Raw genomic sequence first — 19,633 nt, 5'->3', positions numbered from 1 at the left:
GACTTCGCCCTCCTGATATGATCGGGAGGGCTTTTTTCTTTTGACGAGGATTCGAACCATGATGCTGCACATCCCCGGCGTGCTCGGGCGCGAACAGGTCGCCGCCATCCGCGCCCGCCTGCAAGGGGCGCCCGAATGGGTGGACGGGCGCGAGAGCGTCGGCTCGCAGGGCGCCCAGGTCAAGCGCAACCGCCAGCTCAAGGAAGGCTCGCCCTTGGCGCTGGAACTGGGGCAGGTGGTGAGCCAGGCGCTCATGAACAACGCGCTGTTCTTTTCAAACGTGCTGCCTTTGCGGATCCTGGCGCCTTACTTCAACGCCTATGGCGGGGGCGAGCACTACGGCCTGCACGTGGACGGGGCGATCCGGCCCCAGCGCGGCGGCTTGCCGCCGTTGAGGGCGGACGTGTCGACCACTGTTTTCTTGAGCGATCCGGACGATTACGAGGGCGGCGAGCTGGTGGTGGTCGATGCCTACGGCACGCATGAAGTGAAGCTGCCCGCCGGGGATGCGATCGTGTATCCGGCGGGGAGCGTGCACCAGGTGCTGCCGGTGACGCGCGGCGAACGGGTGGCGTCCTTCCTCTGGACCCAGAGCATGGTGCGCGACGACGGCAGGCGGGCCATGCTCTTCGAGCTGGACACCAACATCCAGCAGTTACGGGCGGCGCACGGCGAGACCGAGGCCATCGTGGGGATCACCGGGCATTATCACAACCTGCTCAGGATGTGGGCGGAGATGTAGGGATGGCCGGAATCCCTGGGGATTCCGGCTGTTGTCATTGCATGACGTCGTTCGTCAAAGTACTTTTCTGCCGGTGAACAGGCGAATCAGGATGACGACGGCGGCGGCGACGAGAAGCAGGTGAACCAGTCCGCCGGCTACCGAAGTAACCATGCCGAGCACCCACAGAACGAGAAGGATGATTGCAATGGTATAGAGCATGTTGGCCTCCTTGTGGAATGAGGGTGCAGACCCGCGTGCTGTCTGCTTTCCCGATAAGCCATCATCCTCCTGGTCGCCCGCTTCCTCGGTGCGTGGACGTACAGAACGCTTGTTTCAATAAATTTCTTCTCAATCGCGCCAGCCCGCGATGGTCGCGAGCAGTTCTTCCGCCACCACGGGCTTGACCAGGTGGGCCGCGAAGCCGGCCTCCAGCGACATCCGCCGATCCTGTTCCTGGCCGTAGCCGCTGACGGCGACGAACAGGGCGCCGGCGCTGCGCGGCTGCTGCTTCAACGCGCCGGCCAGCTCATGCCCGCTCATGTCCGGCAAGCCGATATCGAGCAGGATGACGTCGAAGTCCTCGCGCACGGCCGCCGCCAGCCCCGCCTGTGCCGAATGCTCGGTCGTGACCACGTGTCCGGCGCTCTGGAGCAGCAGGGCGAGGGTGTTGGCGGCATCGACGTTGTCGTCCACCACCAGGATGCGGCGGGCCTGCCCGGCGGCCGAGCCCGCCGCAATGGCGGTGGCGCTCGCGCTGGTTGCGCCATCGGCGTGCGCCAGCAGCGGCAGGCGCACGCTGAAGGTGCTGCCCTGGTCGGCGCCGCCGCTGCGGGCGTCGACCGTGCCGCCGTGCAGCTCGACCAGCTTCTTCACCAACGCCAGGCCCAGGCCCAGCCCGCCCTGGGCGCGGTCCGGCGTGCGCTGCCCCTGGGTGAACAGGTCGAACACGACGGGCAACAGGTCCGGACCAATGCCGATCCCGTTGTCCTGCACCTCCAGCAGCGCGCTCTCCGCGTGCGCGCACAGCGCGACGCGCAAGTTGCCGCCGTCGGGCGTGTACTTGGCCGCGTTGCTCAGCAGGTTGGCCGCCACCTGGATCAGGCGGGTGCGGTCGCCGCTGACCAGCAGGGGGCGGTCCGGCCCGTCCAGCGCCAGGCGGTGCCCGCGGGCTTCGATCACGGGCATGACCTGCTCGACCGCTTCGCGCAGCACGTCGCCGAGTTCCACCTCGGTCTTGTCGATCGTGGCCAGGCCGCGCGTGACGCGCGACACGTCCAGCAGGTCGTCGACCAGGTGGGTCATGTGGGTCACCTGGCGCGAAATGACTTCGCTCGCCTGTTTGACACGGGGCTCGTTGGCGAACAGCATGCGCAGCAGCTGGGCGGCGCTGCTGATCGGCGCCAGCGGATTGCGCAGTTCGTGCGCCAGCATGGCCAGGAACTCGTCCTTGCGGCGGTGCTCCCTCTGCAGGTGCGCCTGCTGCTCCTGGAGGCGGTCGAGCATCTGGTTGATCGAGCGGGCGAGGGTGACCGTTTCGCTGCTGCCGGCCAGTTCGGCGCGGTGCTCGGTGATGCCTTCTTCGCCGAACCTGCCGGCGAAGCGTTCGAGCTTGCGCAGGTCCTGGGTCAGGCCGAGCGACAGGCGCGAGCCGAGCAGGAACACCCCGAGCGCGATCAGCGCGGCGATCCCGCCGATCAGGTCGTACTGGGACGAGGGCTCCTCGAGGACATCGTCGAGCCCGGACGTATCCACGCGCAGCTTCAGGCCCAGGTGCGCAAGCTGGGCCGGCACCGCCACCGGCACCTCCCGGATGTGCTCCGCCCGCGGCGCCGCGGCCTGGCCCTGCCACGTCAGGGTCGACGAGGGGCCGGGGTGCAGGTCCTGGATCCTGAGCTTGTAGACCAGGGCGCCCTCGGGTGTATTGGTGCGCGAATAGCGCAGCAGGCTGACGCCGACCAGCTCCGCGCCCTGCGGCCGCGCGAAGATGGCCGCCTGGTCCAGGCCGCGATCGATGCGCTCGCGCAGCCAGGCCAGCTGTTCTTCGTCGAAGCGCTCGAGGCCGTTGCCGGCCACCGCCTTGCCTTCGAAGTCGGTGAACAGGACCTGGACCGGAATGCCGGCGATCTGGCGCAGGCCGCCGAGGAAGGGGGCAAGATAGGTTTCCTTCCCTGCGCTGTCGACCAGGCCGGTCGCCAGGATCGGACTGTCCGCCACTTCGCCCATGCGCGTGACCAGGGTCGTGAGGGCATTGCCGACGCTGCGTGCGTTGAATGCCGCTTCGCGCTGCTGCAGCAGCGCAAGCGCCGCATCATGCTGGCGGTTGACCAGCCAGAACGAGGCTGCCGCCACCAGCAGCACGGCGGCGCCGGCCAGGATCGCCGAGGCGAGGGCGAAACGCTGCGTCAGGCTCGCAGTGCGGGAGGTCGACCACGGCGCCATCATCAGTCGTCGGTCGGCACGATCACGCCGTCGGCACGGTAGCGTGCGATCAGGAGTTCGCGCGCGCCCAGCGCCTCATGGCGCGTCGGGGTAAACGGCGGGGCGTAGGTCTTGACCAGGCCGCGATGGGTGCGCAGCCTTTCCAGGGCGTCGCGCACGGCCTTCCGGTCGGTGCTGCCGGCCAGGTCGATCGCCTTGGCCAGGATGTGCATCAGGTCGTAGGCGTGGGCCACGCCCACCGGCCCCTGGATGTCCTCGATGCGGCGCAGCTTCGAGACGGTGGCCAGGTTGCGCATGAAGCGCTCGAGCTGGGTCGGGTCGGCCCGGAAGAAGGAAAAGGTCTGGATGACGGAAAAGTCCACCTGGTTCAGCGCAGGTCCTGCCTGGCGCACGAATTCGCCGCCGGTGACGCCCCAGTGGCTCAGGATCGGCACGCGCTCGGCCTTGGGCAGCGCAGCCACTTCGCGCACCAGCACGGCCGCTTCGTCGTCGTTGGCGACCAGCACGATCACCTGGGCGCCGGCGCTGCGCAGCGCATTGTACTTGGCCACCAGGGTCTGGTCGCGCCAGTTGTACCAGGCGGTCTGCACGATCGTGATGTCCTTGTTTGAGTCGGCAAACTTTTCGGCCGCAGCCAGGTTGCTGCGCCCCCAAGAGGTGTTGGTCAGCAGCAGCCCGACCTTCGGCAAGCCGCGCTTGCGCGCCGTCTGCAGCAGCTTGGGCATGGCCAGGCTGTCGCGCAGCGACAGGCGGTACACGTAATTGGGCCGCATGCCGTTGTCGATGATGGCGTCGGCCGAGGACCAGGTCGCCATGAACAGGGTCCTGGTCGCTTTCAGGGTCGGCAGCTCTTCGATGACGACGGGACTGAAGCGGCCGCCGAACACGGCAACCAGCTCGGGCATGCGGGCGAATTCCTCGATATTGCGGATGCCGCGGGCCGGGATCGAGCGGTGATCCTTGGTGACCAGCTCGATCGGCCGGCCTTTCAGCACGCCGCCGGCGCGGTTGATCTCGGCGATGGCGGTGCGCATGCCCAGTTCGACGGCCTGGGCCGAGGTGCTGTTGTCCAGCCCGAATTCGGCATCGAGGCCGACGCGCACGGGCTGCGGCTGCGCGCCCGCGGGGACGGCGAGCAAGCCCAGAAGGCACAAGAGCGCGAGGAAGGCAGCGGCAAGCTTGCCTGAGCAAGCCTTGCTCGAGCGGAAAACCTTTGGATTGAGCATAGTGACGCGAAAAAAGTTCAGGTCAGCATTGTAAACCTGAAGCGCCCCAAATGAACAAAAGGCCGGAACCCGTGCGGGCTCCAGCCTTTTGTGTGTCAGCAGCCCGCTCGCGCGGGCCCTTCCATTTACGCAGCCAGCAGCTGGCGCAGCACGAACGGCAGGATGCCGCCATGCTTGTAGTAGTCGACTTCGATCGGGGTGTCGATACGCAGCAGCACTTGCACTTCCTGCGATTCGCCGTTTTCACGGTGGATCACCAGGGTGGCCAGTTGTTGTGGCTTGATCTCGCCTTCCAGGCCCTTCAGGTCGTAGGTTTCCTTGCCGGTGATGCCCAGGCTTTCAACGCTGTCGTTGCCGATGAACTGCAGCGGCAGCACGCCCATGCCCACCAGGTTCGAGCGGTGGATGCGCTCGAACGAACGGCAGATCACGGCCTTCACGCCCAGCAGCTGGGTGCCCTTGGCGGCCCAGTCGCGCGACGAGCCGGTGCCGTACTCTTCGCCGCCGAAGATCATGGTCGGGGTGCCTTCGGCGATGTACTTCATGGCCGCGTCGTAGATCGACAGCTGTTCGCCCGACGGCTGGTGGATGGTGATGCCGCCTTCGACCGCCGAACCGTCCGCCTTCGGGGGGATCATCTTGTTCTTGATGCGCACGTTGGCGAAGGTGCCGCGCATCATGATCTCGTGGTTGCCGCGGCGCGAGCCGTAGGAGTTGAAGTCCGCCTTCAGGACATTATGTTCCTTCAGCCACTTGCCTGCCGGGCCGTCTTCCTTGATCGAACCGGCCGGGGAGATGTGGTCGGTGGTGATCGAGTCGCCGAACACGCCCAGGGCGCGCGCGCCCGAGATGCCGGTGGCGGCTGCCTTCGGGGTCATCTCGAAGTCGGCGAAGAACGGCGGCTCGGCGATGTAGGTCGATTCAGGCCAGTTGTAGACCTGGCCCTCGGTCGAGGACACACGCTCCCACAGTTCGCCCGGGTTGCCCTTGACGTCGGCGTAGTTCTTCTTGAAGACTTCCGAGTTCATCGCGAAGCGCATCAGTTCGCCCACTTCCTGCGACGACGGCCAGATGTCGCCCAGGTAGACGTCGACACCGTTGGTGTCCTTGCCGACCGGCTCGCTCATCAGATCGCGGGTCATGTTGCCGGCGATCGCGTAGGCGACGACCAGCGGCGGCGAGGCCAGGAAGTTCGAACGGATGTTCGGGTGGATACGCGCTTCGAAGTTACGGTTGCCCGACAGGACGGCCGAGGCGACGATGTCGTTCTCGATGATCGCGGCGTTCAGTTCCGGGGTCAGGTCGCCGGCGTTGCCGATGCAGGTGGTGCAGCCGTAGGCGGTGACGCCGAAGCCCAGTTTCTCCAGGTAGGGCAGCAGGCCGGCGGCGGTCAGGTACTCGGTGACCACGCGCGAGCCAGGAGCCAGCGAGGACTTGATGTGCGGCGCCACGGTCAGGCCGCGCTCGACCGCCTTCTTGGCCAGCAGGCCGGCGGCCAGCAGCACGCTCGGGTTCGAGGTGTTGGTGCACGAGGTGATCGCGGCGATCAGGACGTCGCCGTTCTTCACGCGCACGCCGTTGGTGGTCTCGTAGACCTTCGACAGTTCCTCGGGCGACTTGTTGAAGCCGTTCTGGGTGGTCGGCTTGCTGAACAGTTCGGTGAAGGTGTTCTTCACGTTGCCCAGTTCGATACGGTCCTGCGGGCGCTTCGGGCCGGCCAGCGACGGGGTCACGGTCGACAGGTCCAGTTCCAGCACGCGGGTGTAGTCGATCTCGCCTTCCTGCGGGATGCCGAACATGCCCTGGGCCTTGTAGTAGTTCTCGAAGGCAGCCAGTTCTTCTTCGGTACGGCCGGTGCCGCGGAAGTAGTCGACGGTCGCTTCGTCCACCGGGAAGAAGCCCATGGTCGCGCCGTATTCCGGCGCCATGTTGGCGATGGTGGCGCGGTCGGTGGTCGACAGCGAGCGGGTGCCTTCGCCGAAGAACTCGACGAACTTGCCGACAACTTTTTCACGGCGCAGCATTTCGGTGACGGTCAGCACCAGGTCGGTCGCAGTGCAGCCTTCGCGCAGCTTGCCCTTCAGGTTGACGCCGATGACGTCCGGGGTCAGGAAGTAGACCGGCTGGCCGAGCATGCCTGCCTCGGCTTCGATGCCGCCCACGCCCCAGCCGACCACGCCGACGCCGTTGATCATGGTGGTGTGCGAGTCGGTGCCCACCAGGGTGTCAGGGTAGAACACCTCGCCCTGCTTCATGACGCCGCGCGCCAGGTACTCCAGGTTGACCTGGTGGACGATGCCGAAGCCCGGCGGCACGACGCCGAAGGTGTCGAATGCCTGCATGCCCCACTTCATGAACTGGTAGCGCTCGTTGTTGCGCTGGAATTCCAGCTTCATGTTCAGGTCCAGCGCGCCCGGCTCGCGGAAGTGGTCGATGGTGACCGAGTGGTCGACCACCAGGTCGACCGGCACCAGCGGCTCGATCTTCTTCGGATCGGCGCCCATCTTGGCGGCGACGTTGCGCATGGCGGCCAGGTCGGCCAGCAGCGGCACGCCGGTGAAGTCCTGCAGCACGACGCGGGCCACGACGAAGGGGATCTCTTCGGTGCGCTCGGCGGTCGGGCCCCAGTTGGCCAGCTGCTTGATGTGCTCTTCGGTGACCTTCTTGCCGTCGCAGTTACGCAGGACGGACTCGAGGACGATACGGATCGACACCGGCAGGCGCGACAGGTTCACACCGAGGGCTTCGCCCAGCGCCGGCAGCGAGTAGTACTGGCCGTTCTGGCCGGCGCCGACCGGGAATTCCTTCAGTGTGTTCAGGGTGTTGCGAGACATAATCTCTCCTTCAGTGGGGATATGTGTTGTTATTCCGGTACTGCTATTACACACAGGCGATCCGACGGGGTTCAGCCGCGGATCAGCCATTCGTTGGAGCAGGCGCCGCCGCCACGATCGGCGCCGCCTGCTCGGCGTTCTTGCATTCGTTGGCCAACTGGCGGTTCAGCTTCGAATCCAGCAGCATGCCCTTGGCCGGGATGCCGATCCAGATCAGGCCCCAGTGCGGATTCTCGAAGCGCTGCGCGCCGGTGGTGGTGCCCACGCGGCTCAGGCGGTGCAGGCGCTTCTTCCAGCGCAGGGCGATGTGCTCGCTGTCCGTCGCGTTCGTGTAGATCGTGATCTTGTTGCCGAGTTCGCAAGCGTAGTCGGTGACGACCGTGTCGGTGATGTCCGGTTCGTCGATGACATCGGCGCCATACACCGGGGCGGCGGCGGCGGCCGCGGCGGCGGTGCCTGCGACGGCGGCTTTCTTTGCCTTCGATGCCGGCTTGGCTTTGGCCTTGGCCTTCTGGACCTTGTCGGCCTTCGGATGTTTTTCGGGAGCGGCGGCTGCGCTGGTGCAGACGCCTGCGGCCGCAACGGCGAATACGCCGGCGGCAAGGATGCGGGAGAGGAGGGTGGCCATCAGTTGGAATCCGTGAGGTTGACGATCGCCGCAGCGGCTTCCGGCAGCGCCAGGCCAGCCAGTTTTGCGCGCTGCAACACGGTCCAATAATATCGGTAGCTCGCGCGGTCGTGCAAGCGGCCGTGTTGCGCGATCGGCCCCCATTGCGCCGCCATGGCCTCGGTCAGGATATTGGTGGCTTCGTTCACTTCCGACAGGCGTGGCGTGAAGGCCTTCAGGATCGGCTTGATCTGGTCCGGATGGATGCTCCACATCCGCGTGAAACCGAATTCGGCGCCGGCGCGCTGGGCGTCGTTGGCGACCACCGCGCTGTCCTTGATGTCGGTGGTGACGTTATGCGAGGCCACCTTGCCGTGCGCATGGCAGGCCGCCACCATCTCGAGCTTGGCGCGCACCACCAGCGGGTGCGTGAACTGGCCCGGGGTGCGCATGGCGCTGGCCGGCACCGCGCCGTAGTGGGCGGAAACGAAGTCCATGATGCCGAAGGACAGGCACTCGACCTGGGGCAGGGCGGCGATGTCGTAGGCTTCGCGCAGGGCGCAATGGGTCTCGATCAGCACGTGCACGGGAAGATCGTTGCGGCCGGCCTTGACCGCATGTTCGTTGATCAGGTCGATGGCGCGGATCACTTCGTCGGCGCTTTCGACTTTCGGCAGCACCACGTAGGCCAGGCGTTCGGCGGCGCTGCCGACGATGGTGGCGACGTCGTTCGCGAAGTGCGGGCTGCCGGTGTCGTGCAGGCGCACGCCGATGCGGTTGAAGCGGTTGTCGCTGCTGTTGACGAGGCTGGCCACCAGCGTGGCGTGCGCCGCTTCGCTACCCGCGACGGCGCCGTCCTCGCAATCGAAGGTGATGTCGAAAACCGGCCCAAGCTCTTGTTGCAGGGCCATCGATTTGCGCATCAGCTTCTCCGAGCCGGCGTAGTGGTCGCAGGCGGGAAGAAGGAGCGGCTGGCGTTTGCCCTGGAATAAAACCTCGGAAGGATGCATGGTATGTCTTGAAACGATTCGGCCATGCCATGCGCCTGGAAAGCGCCGGCATGGCACGGTTGGCGCGGCCGGGTGGCCGCGCCGTTAATACTTAAGCCAGCAGGTGAGCGACGCCGGCCTTCTCTTCTTCGAGCTCTTTCAGCGTCAGGTTGATGCGTTCCTGCGAGAAGGCGTCGATTTCCAGGCCCTGGACGATCTTGTACTCGCCGTTCTCGGTGGTCACCGGGAAGCCGAACATGGTGCCTTCCGGGATGCCGTACGAACCGTCCGACGGGATGCCCATGGTGGTCCACTTGCCGCCGGTGCCCAGCACCCAGTCGCGCACGTGGTCGATCGCCGCGTTGGCGGCCGAGGCTGCCGACGATGCGCCGCGCGCTTCGATGATGGCGGCGCCGCGCTTGCCGACGGTCGGCAGGAAGGTGTCGCGGTTCCAGACGTCGTCGTTGATCAGGTCCTTGACCGGCTGGCCGTCGACGGTCGCGAAGCGGTAGTCGGCGTACATGGTCGGCGAGTGGTTGCCCCACACGGCCATCTTCTCGATGGCGCCGACCGGCTTGTTCAGCTTGGCGGCAACCTGCGACAGGGCGCGGTTGTGGTCCAGGCGCAGCATGGCGGTGAAGTTCTTGGCCGGCAGGTTCGGGGCCGACTTCATGGCGATGTAGGCGTTGGTGTTGGCCGGGTTGCCGACCACCAGCACTTTCACGTCACGCGAGGCGACCGCGTCCAGGGCCTTGCCCTGCACGGTGAAGATCTGGGCGTTGGCTTCCAGCAGGTCCTTGCGTTCCATGCCAGGGCCGCGCGGGCGGGCGCCGACCAGCAGGGCCACGTCGGCATCCTTGAAGGCGGTCATCGGGTCGGCGTGGGCGGTCATGCCGGCCAGCAGCGGGAATGCGCAGTCGTCGATTTCCATCATGACGCCCTTGAGCGCCTTCTGTGCCTTCTCGTTGTCGATCTCGAGCAGCTGCAGGATGACCGGCTGGTCCTTGCCCAGCATGTCGCCGTTGGCGATGCGGAACAGCAGGGAATAGCCGATCTGGCCGGCTGCGCCGGTAACGGCGACGCGCATTGGGGTTTTTGCCATGATGAATCTCCAAAGTGGGAAAAAATCGTTCGAACTACAGCGGTCGAGCCGAGGGTGCGTATTCGGGAAGCTGCAATGATACCAAAAGCGCACCGTGTCAATTGGATATCGCGCGCGTAGCGACAAGGTAGGCGCGGAGGTCCAAACCGACCGCGAGTGTATGCCTCGACTGTTCTGTCTGTCAATTCATATCATATGTCTTATATAAGACACATGTCTTGGCGGTCATATACTGGACGTAGAGGCTGGTTTTGTGGTGAAATCGCGGTCTATGAGCCCCATTTCGCCCAACAGCAGCGATGCAACCGGTACCGACGCATCGCCGTCGTTTCGTCCGTTGTACCAGCAGATCAAGGCCCTGATCACGCAAAGCCTGCAGTCGGGCGAGTGGAAGCCCGGCGAGCTGATGCCGAGCGAAGTCGAGCTGGCCGGGCGCTTCAAGGTCAGCCAGGGCACGGTGCGCAAGGCGATCGACGAGCTGGCGGCCGAGAACCTGGTGGTGCGCCGGCAGGGGAAGGGCACTTTTGTCGCCACCCATGCCGAGGAGCGCGCCCACTTCCGCTTCCTGCGCCTGATGCCCGACGAGGGCGTCCCCCATCACCCGGACAACCGCTTGATCGCCGTGCTGCGCATCCGCGCCACCTCCGAGGTCGCGCGCCTGCTCGAGCTGAAGTCGGGCGACGCCGTGGTCTACATCAAGCGCGTGCAGTCCTTCGACGGGGTGCCGACCATCCTGGAAGAGCTGTGGCTGCCGGGTCAGCTGTTCAAGGGACTGACGGCGGAGCGCCTGGTGGAGTACAAGGGGCCGATGTACGGACTGTTCGAGTCGGAATTCGGCACCCGCATGATCCGGGCGACCGAGAAGATCCGCGCGGTGGCGGCGGACGCGGCAGCCAGCGAACACCTGAAGGTGCCGGAAGGCACGCCGCTGCTGTGCGCGGATCGGGTGTCGTTCAGTTATGGAGACAAACCGGTGGAGTTGCGGCGTGGAATTTATTCGACCGCTCGCCACCATTACCAGAACGAGTTGTCATAAGAGATAACCGTAGGGGCGCCGGTGAACCGGCGCCAACTGTGGTGGACCGAGTGGCCCTCTGCAGCGATCGCTCCAAGCGATTAAAATAAGTTGGTTTTGCGTACGCGACGAACACTGCCCGGTTCGCCGCAGGGATGCCCCGGTTATCCATCACTGGATGCTTGGTCACCCGTCACAAAATCGGCGAAAATGAAGGGTTCACTAAAAACTGTCGTCATAGAGGGAGGTGTTTCATGTCCGAAGCCGTGAGAGAAGCTGCAAAAAAAGGGCGGCCGGAGTTCCGCAACGTTGGCATTGGAGATATTACTGGTAAATATCGCATGCCACCATCGGCCATCGTGTCGATCCTGCACCGCGTGAGCGGCGCTGGTCTGTTCCTGTTCCTGCCGTTCCTGCTGTACCTGTTCCAGGAAAGCCTGATGTCGGAAATCTCGTTCGAGCACTTCCGTGGCGTCGTGGGCAACTCGTTCGCGAAAATCATCATCCTGGGTCTGTCCTGGGCATACCTGCACCACTTCGTCGCCGGCGTGCGTCACCTGTTCATGGACAACCACCTGGCCCTGGACAAGGATGCCGCCCAGAAGACCGCCCGCTGGGTGCTGGTCATCAGCCTGGCCCTGACCGCGCTGGTTGCACTGAAACTGTTCGGAGTCTTTTAATCATGGCAAACAAGAATAATATCGGACCGCGCCGCCTCGTCGTCGGCGCCCACTACGGCGTCAAGGACTGGCTGGCGCAGCGCGTCACCGCCATCGTCATGGCCGTGTTCACGGTCGTTCTGCTGGTCGCTTTCCTCACCGGCCAGAATTTCACGTATGAAGGCTGGGCCGGCCTGTTCGCCCGCCAGTGGTTCAAGCTGTTCGCGCTGGTGACCTTCCTGGGCCTGTTCTACCACGCCTGGGTCGGCGTCCGTGACATCTGGATGGACTACGTCAAATCGGCCGGCCTGCGCCTGATCCTGCAACTGGCGACCATTTTCTGGCTGCTCGCCTGCGCCGCCTGGACCGTGCAAATTCTCTGGAGTGTGTAATCGTGGCAGCAATCAAAACTGCAATCCCTACCCGCCGCTTTGACGCGGTCATCGTTGGCGCCGGTGGTTCCGGCATGCGCGCATCGCTGCAACTGGCCGAAGCCGGCCTGAACGTCGCGGTGCTGTCGAAAGTGTTCCCGACCCGTTCGCACACCGTGGCTGCCCAGGGCGGCATCGGTGCTTCGCTGGGCAACATGAGCGAAGACGACTGGTACTGGCACATGTTCGACACCGTCAAGGGTGGCGATTACCTGGGCGACCAGGATGCGATCGAATTCATGTGCCGCGAAGCCCCCAAGGTCGTGTACGAACTCGAACACTTCGGCATGCCCTTCGACCGCAACCCGGACGGCACCATCTACCAGCGTCCGTTCGGCGGCCACACCGCGAACTTCGGCGAGAAGCCGGTCCAGCGCGCCTGCGCCGCGGCCGACCGTACCGGCCACGCGCTGCTGCACACCCTGTACCAGCGTAACGTGCGCGCCCGCACCCACTTCTTCGTCGAGTGGATGGCCCTCGACCTGATCCGCGACGCCGACGGCGACGTGCTCGGCGTGCTGGCCCTGGAAATGGAAACCGGCGACGTGATGATCCTGGAAGCGAAGACCACCATCTTCGCCACCGGCGGCGCAGGCCGCATCTTCGCCGCATCGACCAACGCCTTCATCAACACCGGCGACGGCATGGGCATGGCCGCACGCGCCGGCCTGCCGCTGCAGGACATGGAGTTCTGGCAGTTCCACCCGACCGGCGTGTCCGGCGCGGGCGTCCTCATCACCGAGGGCGTGCGCGGCGAGGGCGGTATCCTGATCAACTCGAACGGCGAACGCTTCATGGAGCGCTACGCGCCGACCCTGAAGGACTTGGCGCCGCGCGACTTCGTCTCGCGCTCGATGGACCAGGAGATCAAGGAAGGCCGCGGCTGCGGTCCGAACAAGGACCACGTGCTGCTGGACCTGCGCCACATCGGCAAGGACACCATCGAGAAGCGCCTGCCGTCGATCCTGGAAATCGGCCACAAGTTCGCCAACGTCGACGCCACCAAGGAACCGATCCCGGTCGTTCCGACCATCCACTACCAGATGGGCGGCATCCCGACCAACATCCACGGCCAGGTCGTCGCACCTGACGGTACCGGTGGCCAGAAGATCGTCAACGGCCTGTACGCGATCGGCGAGTGCGCCTGCGTCTCGGTGCACGGCGCCAACCGCCTGGGCACCAACTCGCTGCTCGACCTGGTGGTGTTCGGCCGCGCGGCCGGCAACCACGTTGTCGCATCGAACCTGAAGCAGAAGGTCAACAAGCCGCTGCCGAAGGACGCCGCCGACTTCGGCATGGACCGCCTGAACCGCCTCGAGACCTCGACCGGCGGCGAGAAGGTCCAGCACGTCGCCAACGACATCCGCGCCACCATGCAGAAGTACTGCGGCGTGTTCCGCACCCAGGAACTGCTCGATGCGGGCGTCAAGGAAATCATGAAGCTGGACGAGCGCCGCAAGCACGTCTCGTTCAAGGACAAGTCGAAGGTGTTCAACACCGCCCGCGTGGAAGCGCTGGAACTCGACAACCTGATCGAGACCGCCAAGGCGACCATCGTGTCGGCCGCGGCCCGCCCGGAATCGCGCGGCGCCCACGCCCACAGCGACTACCCGAACCGCGACGACGAGAACTGGATGAAGCACACCCTGTTCTTCTCGGAAGGCAACCGCCTCGAGTACAAGCCGGTGGTGCAGAAGCCGCTGACCGTCGACACCTTCAAGCCGAAGGCCCGTACTTTCTAATTTTGTGAAGGGCTGCGACACCGTTCGCAGCCCGTGAAAACAGGTAAAAACATGGCACGCACCGTCCAACTGAAGATCTACCGCTACGATCCGGACAAGGATACGAAGCCTTACATGCAAGACGTCACCGTCGAGCTGCAAGACACCGACAAGATGCTGCTCGACGTCCTGCAGCGCATCAAGTCCGACGTCGATGATTCGCTGGCCCTGCGCCGCTCCTGCCGCGAAGGCGTGTGCGGTTCGGACGCAATGAACATCAACGGCAAGAACGGCCTGGCCTGCACCACCAACCTGAACGAGCTGACCCAGCCGATCGTGCTGCGTCCTCTGCCGGGCCTGCCGGTGGTGCGCGACCTGATCGTCGACATGACCAACTTCTTCAAGCAGTACCACTCGATCAAGCCGTACCTGATCAACGACTCGATCAAGCCGGAGAAGGAACGCCTGCAGACGCCGGAAGAGCGCGAAGAGCTCGACGGCCTGTACGAATGCATCCTGTGCGCCTGCTGCTCGACCTCGTGCCCGTCGTTCTGGTGGAACCCGGACAAGTTCGTCGGCCCGGCCGGCCTGCTGCAGGCCTACCGCTTCATCGCCGACTCGCGCGACGAAGCCACCAACGAGCGCCTGGACAACCTGGAAGACCCGTACCGCCTGTTCCGCTGCCACTCGATCATGAACTGCACGGACGTGTGCCCGAAGGGCCTGAATCCGAACAAGGCGATCGGCAAGATCAAGGAACTGCTGGTTCGTCGCGCGATTTAAATCGCGTTCGACACCGCGAACGCCGGTTGACCGCGTGGGCGGCAAAGCCGCCCACCCTACGAGATCCACGATACCTGTAGGGTGGGCGGGTCTCCCGCCCACGCGGTGCATTGCAAGCATCAAGCAGCAACTCGCAGCATCCGTACGTTAAAGATGCCGCAAATACAGTAAAAGTACCGTACTGCCTTATCCTGGCATGCGGAGTATGATGTTGACCCAACAACGGACTCTAGTGAAAACGCATCAATCCGACCCCACGAACCGCGCCCGCTTGCGCTGGCGCGCCCGCCGTGGCCTCCTCGAGAACGATTTGATCCTCACGCGCTTCCTGGATGCGCATGAAGAAGAATTGAGCGACGAGGAAGTCGATGCGCTGACCCGCTTGCTGGACCTGGCGGACAACCCGCTGATGGACCTGCTGCTGGGCCGGGCCGAGCCCGAAGGCGAGGTCGACCAGCCGCACGTGCGCGCCTTGCTGGCGCGCCTGCGGCAGGCGTAGTTCGGATGAACTTCGCAGCCAGATTTCGACATTGTTTTTAGATCCACTCCCACAAGAAGGAAGTGCCATGAATATCTCTGATACCAAAGCCACCCTGTCGTTCTCCGACGGCAGCCCGTCGGTCGACATGCCGATCTACAAAGGCACCATCGGCCCGGACGTCATCGACATCCGCAAGCTGTACGGCCAGACCGGCAAGTTCACCTACGACCCTGGCTTCATGTCGACTGCCTCGTGCAACTCGAGCATCACCTACATCGACGGTGACAAGGGCGAACTGCTGTACCGCGGTTACCCGATCGAGCAGCTGGCCGTCAACTGCGACTTCCTGGAAACCTGCTACCTGCTGCTGAACGGCGAACTGCCGAACGCCGCCCAGAAGGCCGAGTTCGAGAACACCGTGACCCGTCACACGATGATTCACGAGCAGATGAACTTCTTCTTCCGCGGCTTCCGCCGCGACGCGCACCCGATGTCGGTCCTGGTCGGCACCGTCGGCGCGCTGGCCTCGTTCTACCACGACTCGCTGGACATCAACGATCCGAAGCAGCGCGAGATCTCGGCCATCCGCCTGATCGCCAAGCTGCCGACCCTGGTCGCGATGGCATACAAGTACTCGGTCGGCCAGCCGTTCATGTACCCGCGCAACGACCTGTCGTACAGCGCCAACTTCATGTACATGATGTTCGCCAACCCGTGCGAAGAGTACAAGGTCAACGACGTGCTGGTGCGCGCCCTGGACCGCATCCTGATCCTGCACGCCGACCACGAGCAGAACGCGTCGACCTCGACCGTCCGCCTGGCCGGTTCGTCGGGCGCCAACCCGTTCGCCTGTATCGCTGCCGGCATCGCCTGCCTGTGGGGCCCGGCGCACGGCGGCGCGAACGAAGCCGCACTGACCATGCTGAAGGAAATCGGCTCGGTCGAGAACATCCCGGCCTTCATCGAGAAGGTCAAGGACAAGAACTCGGGCGTGAAGCTGATGGGCTTCGGCCACCGCGTCTACAAGAACTTCGACCCGCGCGCCAAGCTGATGCGCGAAACCTGCCACGAAGTGCTGAACGAGCTGGGCCTGCAGGACGACCCGCTGTTCAAGCTGGCGATGGAACTGGAACGCATCGCGCTGGAAGACGAATACTTCGTCTCGCGCAAGCTGTACCCGAACGTCGACTTCTACTCGGGCATCGTGCAGTCGGCCCTGGGCATCCCGGTCTCGCTGTTCACCGGCATCTTCGCGATGGCCCGTACCATCGGCTGGATCGCCCAGTGGAACGAAATGATCGCCGATCCGGAACAGAAGATCGGCCGTCCGCGCCAGCTGTTCGTGGGTTCGCCGGTGCGTGACGTGCCGGGCATCGACAAGCGCTGATCGTTAACGCAGCGTCATCAGAAGCGGGCTTCGGCCCGCTTTTTTTTATGTCATTCAGTCTGTCACGCCCGATAGACGGCGTACACTGGGCAGAATGCATGCGCTCAGTATCGGCCGGGGGTGTTGACAGATGATAGAAGTTTGCGAAGCAAGCCCCCTGGATGTAAGGGGTGTCGTCGAGCTGTATCGCGAAGCCGGGTATGGTGCTCCGGTCGAGCCCGGAGCTACGCTGATCGTGGCAAAGGCCGGCCGACGCGTCGTCGGCGTCGTACGCCTGTGCAGCGAAGAGCAGGTAACGGTCTTGCGTGGGATGCAGGTCAAGCAAGGCTTCCAGCGGCAAGGAATCGGCGCGAGGCTGCTGGCCGCCTGCCGGCCCCATCTGGACCGGCAGCAGGCTTTCTGCCTTCCCTACACCCATCTGGTCGATTTCTACTCGGCTGCAGGCTTCGAAGTAGTGTCGAGCGCAGAACTGCCGGCCTTCCTGGCGCAGCGACTGGCGTCGTACCTGGCCGAAGGACAGCAGGTTCTGGCCATGCGCCGGCCCTTGCCCTGAGCTCGGGCCTGCTTGGCGGCGACGCCGTGGCCGATCGCATGCCTTGCCTGTACACTGGTTGCCAGCCTTCGTTCTTCACGTACCGGGCATCAGGAGACAAACACGCATGCCGACCCGCGACGATATCGTCCTGCTGGCGTCCTACAACGCGGCCATGAACGGCCGGCTGTATACCGCCGCCGCGCGCTTGCCGATGGAGGAACTGCTCGCCGAACGGGGCGCCTTCTTTGGTTCGATCATGGGCACCCTGAACCACATCGTGGCCGGAGACGCCATCTGGCTGCGCCGCTTCATGGGGCATCCTTCGGCCTTCGCTTCCTTGCAAGCGATGGCCGACATGCCCGCGCCCACCGGCCTGACCTACCGCTACAGCGACGACCTGCCTGTGCTGCACCAGCACCGCGTGCGGATCGATGCGATCATCACGGCCTTCGCGGCAGAGGTGTCGGACCGCGACCTGGCCCAGCCCCTCTCGTACAAAAACGCACGCGGCGACAACCGGAAGCATTTCGGCAGCCTGCTGCTGCACTTCTTCAATCACCAAACCCATCACCGCGGCCAGACCAGCACCCTGTTGTCGCAATCGGGCGTCGATATCGGCGTGACCGATCTGCTCGAATGGCTATCCGATCAGCATTAATGCCATTCCGTCCTCGACTATTTCTTGCGCGAAACCCCATCACTCACTAATATCGAATCGGGTTACCAGGTATTCATGAGACTTGGTCAGGATGTTCGAGCGATTCGGATAGGGTGGGATGTGCAGATGAAGACAATCTTTCGGCTATTGGTCGCGCTGGGCGCTTCGGTATTCTCCCTCGGGGCCAGTGCCCATGGCGGCGGCCTGAATGCGGACGGTTGCCACGTCAACCGCAAGACCGGTGACTACCATTGCCACCGCAGTCCTGCCAGGCAGCCGGTTTCCCCATCGTATGCCTCTGCCCAGGGCCTGGCGCCCCTAAACACAGGCCCGCAGGGAGGCATGCGCAGCAGCGGTGCTTATAAAAACTGCACGGAAGCGCGGGCGGCAGGCGCTGCGCCGGTACGCATCGGAGAGCCTGGCTATGGCCCCCACCTCGACCGCGACGGCGATGGCATCGGATGCGAGCCTTACCGTGGGCGGCGCTAGAGCATCAGGGTCAGAGCATCAGGGTCAGGTCTGACATTCAGACACGAGCTCTGCGTTAATCCACGCTTCCGCCGCACTTCCAACTTCGGCTTGCTCGAGCTTTAATGTTGAGCTTGTGTCCGAATGTCAGACCTGACCCCCATGCGAACGAACATCAAGCCCAGTCCTTGTCCGGCCGGATGTCCAGCCGGTGCGCCGCATCGACCACATCCTGCAATTCCACCGGATCGCTGAACGGATCCTCGTCCAGGCTGGTCACCCGGTTCAGTTCCTTCTGCCAGCGCCGCAGCTCGTCGACATAGGCCTGGTTCGGCACCCGCTTGAGCTCACCGCCGTCCTCGTGCACGTCGCAGATGCCGTTGCCCACCCATTCGCCGGTATGCCAGTCCGGCATGTCCACGGCGGGAAACAGGCACACCCCCTGCAGGTCCATGCCGCGCCGCACCGCCGCCAGCGATTCGCCCATCACGTCGCGCAGCCAGTCGGGGCGTCCGTGGCCCAGGCCGCTGGTTTCGCCGATGATCATCGGCCGCCGGTAGCGCTGCCACACGGTGCCGAGCAGGTCGCACAGCGGGAGGATGCGCTCGTCGCCGGGCTCGAGCGGGGCGTGCGGTCCGCTTTCGCGGTATTCCATCTGGCCGAACGAATACACGTTGGCGCCGACGATGTCGAGGATCTCGGGCGAGCCGCCGAATTCGGGATGTTCGCGCCCGCAGATGATGTCCCAGGCCAGGAAGGTGTCGACGTAGGTTTCGTAGCGCGCCGCTTCCTCCTGGTCGGGGCGCTCGCGCGGGGCCACCACGTTCACCAGCGGATCGATGTGGACCATGCGCGCTTGCGGATCGACTTCGCGGATCGCCTTCACGCCGGCGATCGCGGCGCGGCACAGGGCCTGCAGCAGGCGCCGCCGGTCCTCGCGGCTGCAGCGGTAGGGCGCGGCCCAGCCCCATTCGCCGGCGCAGAAGGAAAAGAAGGTGATCTCGTTGATCGGCGTGAAGAAATGCGGTCCGCGCAGCTTCGGCACCACGTACTCGGCACAGGCGCGGCAGTACTGCGCGAAACGCTCGGTGAAGCCGTCTGAAAACGGATCGAGGTCGTCCGGGTAGCCGTAATGGCAGAGGTCCCAGATCGGGGTGATCTTCGAGGCGTTCATGGCGGCGATGCAGGGATCGATCATGGAGAAGTCGCAGGCGCCGCCGCGGTCCACCAGCGGCCAGGGGATGCCTTCGCGGGCCACGGCGATGCCGAGGCTGCCCAGGATCCGGTAATCCTCGGCGGTATGGCGGTCGTGGCCGGTTTCGGCCACCAGGTTGCGCCGCCTACCGTCTTTCCAGAGAAAGGTCGAGCATTCGAAGCCGGACAGGAAAAAAGTGGGGAAGATGCCGGGATGCCGTGCCATGCGATGTCCTTTCGGGCCGTATTGACGATCGAAGGGGCAGTATGCCGGGCTTGGGCGGAAGGCCGCGCATGGCTGGCAAGGGACGCCGCGCTGTCGGTTCGCCCGCCACTTGGTTATAATGCCGTCCTTTAGCGCCACATCGAGATCCGGCTCT

At 64.6% G+C, this 19,633-nt stretch carries 19 protein-coding genes; 11 read left to right on the top strand and 8 right to left on the bottom strand.

Annotation, left to right across the window (positions count from 1 at the left end):
- Positions 1–58: 58 nt before the first annotated feature.
- Positions 59–742 (top strand): Fe2+-dependent dioxygenase, encoded by a 684-nt coding sequence (locus tag ACK4S9_RS15660; protein WP_409727230.1) that lies wholly within the window; start codon positions 59–61, stop codon positions 740–742.
- 54 nt (positions 743–796) lie between these two features.
- Here the strand turns inward: ACK4S9_RS15660 and ACK4S9_RS15655 are convergent, their stop codons facing one another.
- The 7 genes from ACK4S9_RS15655 to ACK4S9_RS15625 form a co-directional block, all read right to left on the bottom strand.
- The gene (locus ACK4S9_RS15655; RefSeq protein WP_292044377.1) at positions 797–943 is read right to left on the bottom strand and encodes a lmo0937 family membrane protein; all 147 of its coding nucleotides are present in this window, start codon (positions 941–943) and stop codon (positions 797–799) included.
- Positions 944–1,072: 129 nt separating this feature from the next.
- A complete protein-coding gene (locus ACK4S9_RS15650; RefSeq protein ID WP_409727227.1) occupies positions 1,073–3,166 on the bottom strand; it encodes an ATP-binding protein in 2,094 nt (697 codons plus the stop codon).
- Positions 3,166–4,302: an ABC transporter substrate-binding protein gene (locus tag ACK4S9_RS15645; protein WP_409727224.1), complete on the bottom strand. Its 1,137-nt coding sequence runs from the start codon at positions 4,300–4,302 to the stop codon at positions 3,166–3,168. The genes ACK4S9_RS15650 and ACK4S9_RS15645 overlap by 1 nt, the downstream gene beginning before the upstream one ends.
- Positions 4,303–4,514: 212 nt before the next feature.
- The gene (acnA, locus tag ACK4S9_RS15640) at positions 4,515–7,223 is read right to left on the bottom strand and encodes an aconitate hydratase AcnA (RefSeq protein WP_409727222.1); all 2,709 of its coding nucleotides are present in this window, start codon (positions 7,221–7,223) and stop codon (positions 4,515–4,517) included.
- Between the two features lie 82 nt (positions 7,224–7,305).
- The gene (locus ACK4S9_RS15635; RefSeq protein ID WP_409727219.1) at positions 7,306–7,851 is read right to left on the bottom strand and encodes a hypothetical protein; all 546 of its coding nucleotides are present in this window, start codon (positions 7,849–7,851) and stop codon (positions 7,306–7,308) included.
- A complete protein-coding gene (locus ACK4S9_RS15630) occupies positions 7,851–8,840 on the bottom strand; it encodes an HpcH/HpaI aldolase/citrate lyase family protein (RefSeq protein WP_409727217.1) in 990 nt (329 codons plus the stop codon). Before ACK4S9_RS15630 ends, ACK4S9_RS15635 begins: the two co-directional genes overlap by 1 nt.
- A gap of 91 nt (positions 8,841–8,931) precedes the next feature.
- On the bottom strand, positions 8,932–9,921 hold the full coding sequence (locus ACK4S9_RS15625; protein WP_409727213.1) for a malate dehydrogenase: 990 nt from the start codon (positions 9,919–9,921) through the stop codon (positions 8,932–8,934).
- Positions 9,922–10,192: 271 nt separating this feature from the next.
- Between ACK4S9_RS15625 and ACK4S9_RS15620 the strand changes: the two genes are divergently transcribed.
- From ACK4S9_RS15620 to ACK4S9_RS15575, 10 genes are all read left to right on the top strand, one after another.
- Complete coding sequence (locus tag ACK4S9_RS15620) at positions 10,193–10,957, top strand: GntR family transcriptional regulator (RefSeq protein WP_409727210.1); 765 nt, start codon at positions 10,193–10,195, stop codon at positions 10,955–10,957.
- A gap of 245 nt (positions 10,958–11,202) precedes the next feature.
- Entirely contained in the window at positions 11,203–11,616 is a 414-nt protein-coding gene (sdhC, locus tag ACK4S9_RS15615) for a succinate dehydrogenase, cytochrome b556 subunit (protein ID WP_409727293.1), read from the top strand.
- A gap of 2 nt (positions 11,617–11,618) precedes the next feature.
- Positions 11,619–11,987, top strand: coding sequence for a succinate dehydrogenase, hydrophobic membrane anchor protein (gene sdhD / locus ACK4S9_RS15610; protein WP_409727207.1), 369 nt, complete (start codon positions 11,619–11,621; stop codon positions 11,985–11,987).
- A gap of 2 nt (positions 11,988–11,989) precedes the next feature.
- Positions 11,990–13,768 carry a succinate dehydrogenase flavoprotein subunit gene (gene sdhA, locus ACK4S9_RS15605; protein ID WP_409727204.1) on the top strand — a complete coding sequence of 593 codons (1,779 nt, stop codon included), beginning with the start codon at positions 11,990–11,992 and terminating at the stop codon, positions 13,766–13,768.
- A 51-nt stretch (positions 13,769–13,819) separates the two neighbouring features.
- A complete protein-coding gene (locus ACK4S9_RS15600; protein ID WP_036249389.1) occupies positions 13,820–14,530 on the top strand; it encodes a succinate dehydrogenase iron-sulfur subunit in 711 nt (236 codons plus the stop codon).
- 196 nt (positions 14,531–14,726) lie between these two features.
- Complete coding sequence (locus ACK4S9_RS15595; protein ID WP_409727201.1) at positions 14,727–15,029, top strand: succinate dehydrogenase assembly factor 2; 303 nt, start codon at positions 14,727–14,729, stop codon at positions 15,027–15,029.
- Between the two features lie 67 nt (positions 15,030–15,096).
- Positions 15,097–16,398 carry a citrate synthase gene (gene gltA / locus ACK4S9_RS15590; protein ID WP_409727198.1) on the top strand — a complete coding sequence of 434 codons (1,302 nt, stop codon included), beginning with the start codon at positions 15,097–15,099 and terminating at the stop codon, positions 16,396–16,398.
- Between the two features lie 130 nt (positions 16,399–16,528).
- Entirely contained in the window at positions 16,529–16,951 is a 423-nt protein-coding gene (locus tag ACK4S9_RS15585; protein ID WP_409727195.1) for a GNAT family N-acetyltransferase, read from the top strand.
- 106 nt (positions 16,952–17,057) lie between these two features.
- Complete coding sequence (locus tag ACK4S9_RS15580) at positions 17,058–17,591, top strand: DinB family protein (protein ID WP_409727192.1); 534 nt, start codon at positions 17,058–17,060, stop codon at positions 17,589–17,591.
- Between the two features lie 75 nt (positions 17,592–17,666).
- Positions 17,667–18,080: an excalibur calcium-binding domain-containing protein gene (locus ACK4S9_RS15575; protein WP_409727290.1), complete on the top strand. Its 414-nt coding sequence runs from the start codon at positions 17,667–17,669 to the stop codon at positions 18,078–18,080.
- A gap of 154 nt (positions 18,081–18,234) precedes the next feature.
- Here ACK4S9_RS15575 and ACK4S9_RS15570 read toward each other — a convergent pair whose 3' ends face one another.
- Entirely contained in the window at positions 18,235–19,479 is a 1,245-nt protein-coding gene (locus tag ACK4S9_RS15570) for a b-glycosidase (protein WP_409727189.1), read from the bottom strand.
- Between the last annotated feature and the right edge of the window lie 154 nt (positions 19,480–19,633).

It is taken from the genome of Massilia sp., from assembly GCF_046293535.1.
Lineage (GTDB): Bacteria > Pseudomonadota > Gammaproteobacteria > Burkholderiales > Burkholderiaceae_D > Telluria.
The sequence above is the reverse complement of the archived record's forward strand: the minus strand, read 5'-3'. Positions and strand labels throughout refer to the sequence as shown.

Excerpts from the sequence above, each read along its gene's own strand:
- ACK4S9_RS15660 (WP_409727230.1), top strand. The coding sequence starts at position 59 with ATGATGCTGCACATCCCCGGCGTGCTCGGGCGCGAACAGGTCGCCGCC.
- ACK4S9_RS15655 (WP_292044377.1), bottom strand. The coding sequence starts at position 943 with ATGCTCTATACCATTGCAATCATCCTTCTCGTTCTGTGGGTGCTCGGC.
- ACK4S9_RS15650 (WP_409727227.1), bottom strand. The coding sequence starts at position 3,166 with ATGATGGCGCCGTGGTCGACCTCCCGCACTGCGAGCCTGACGCAGCGT.
- acnA (WP_409727222.1), bottom strand. The coding sequence starts at position 7,223 with ATGTCTCGCAACACCCTGAACACACTGAAGGAATTCCCGGTCGGCGCC.
- ACK4S9_RS15635 (WP_409727219.1), bottom strand. The coding sequence starts at position 7,851 with ATGGCCACCCTCCTCTCCCGCATCCTTGCCGCCGGCGTATTCGCCGTT.
- ACK4S9_RS15630 (WP_409727217.1), bottom strand. The coding sequence starts at position 8,840 with ATGCATCCTTCCGAGGTTTTATTCCAGGGCAAACGCCAGCCGCTCCTT.
- ACK4S9_RS15625 (WP_409727213.1), bottom strand. The coding sequence starts at position 9,921 with ATGGCAAAAACCCCAATGCGCGTCGCCGTTACCGGCGCAGCCGGCCAG.
- ACK4S9_RS15620 (WP_409727210.1), top strand. The coding sequence starts at position 10,193 with ATGAGCCCCATTTCGCCCAACAGCAGCGATGCAACCGGTACCGACGCA.
- sdhD (WP_409727207.1), top strand. The coding sequence starts at position 11,619 with ATGGCAAACAAGAATAATATCGGACCGCGCCGCCTCGTCGTCGGCGCC.
- ACK4S9_RS15600 (WP_036249389.1), top strand. The coding sequence starts at position 13,820 with ATGGCACGCACCGTCCAACTGAAGATCTACCGCTACGATCCGGACAAG.
- ACK4S9_RS15595 (WP_409727201.1), top strand. The coding sequence starts at position 14,727 with ATGCGGAGTATGATGTTGACCCAACAACGGACTCTAGTGAAAACGCAT.
- gltA (WP_409727198.1), top strand. The coding sequence starts at position 15,097 with ATGAATATCTCTGATACCAAAGCCACCCTGTCGTTCTCCGACGGCAGC.
- ACK4S9_RS15585 (WP_409727195.1), top strand. The coding sequence starts at position 16,529 with ATGATAGAAGTTTGCGAAGCAAGCCCCCTGGATGTAAGGGGTGTCGTC.
- ACK4S9_RS15580 (WP_409727192.1), top strand. The coding sequence starts at position 17,058 with ATGCCGACCCGCGACGATATCGTCCTGCTGGCGTCCTACAACGCGGCC.
- ACK4S9_RS15575 (WP_409727290.1), top strand. The coding sequence starts at position 17,667 with ATGAGACTTGGTCAGGATGTTCGAGCGATTCGGATAGGGTGGGATGTG.
- ACK4S9_RS15570 (WP_409727189.1), bottom strand. The coding sequence starts at position 19,479 with ATGGCACGGCATCCCGGCATCTTCCCCACTTTTTTCCTGTCCGGCTTC.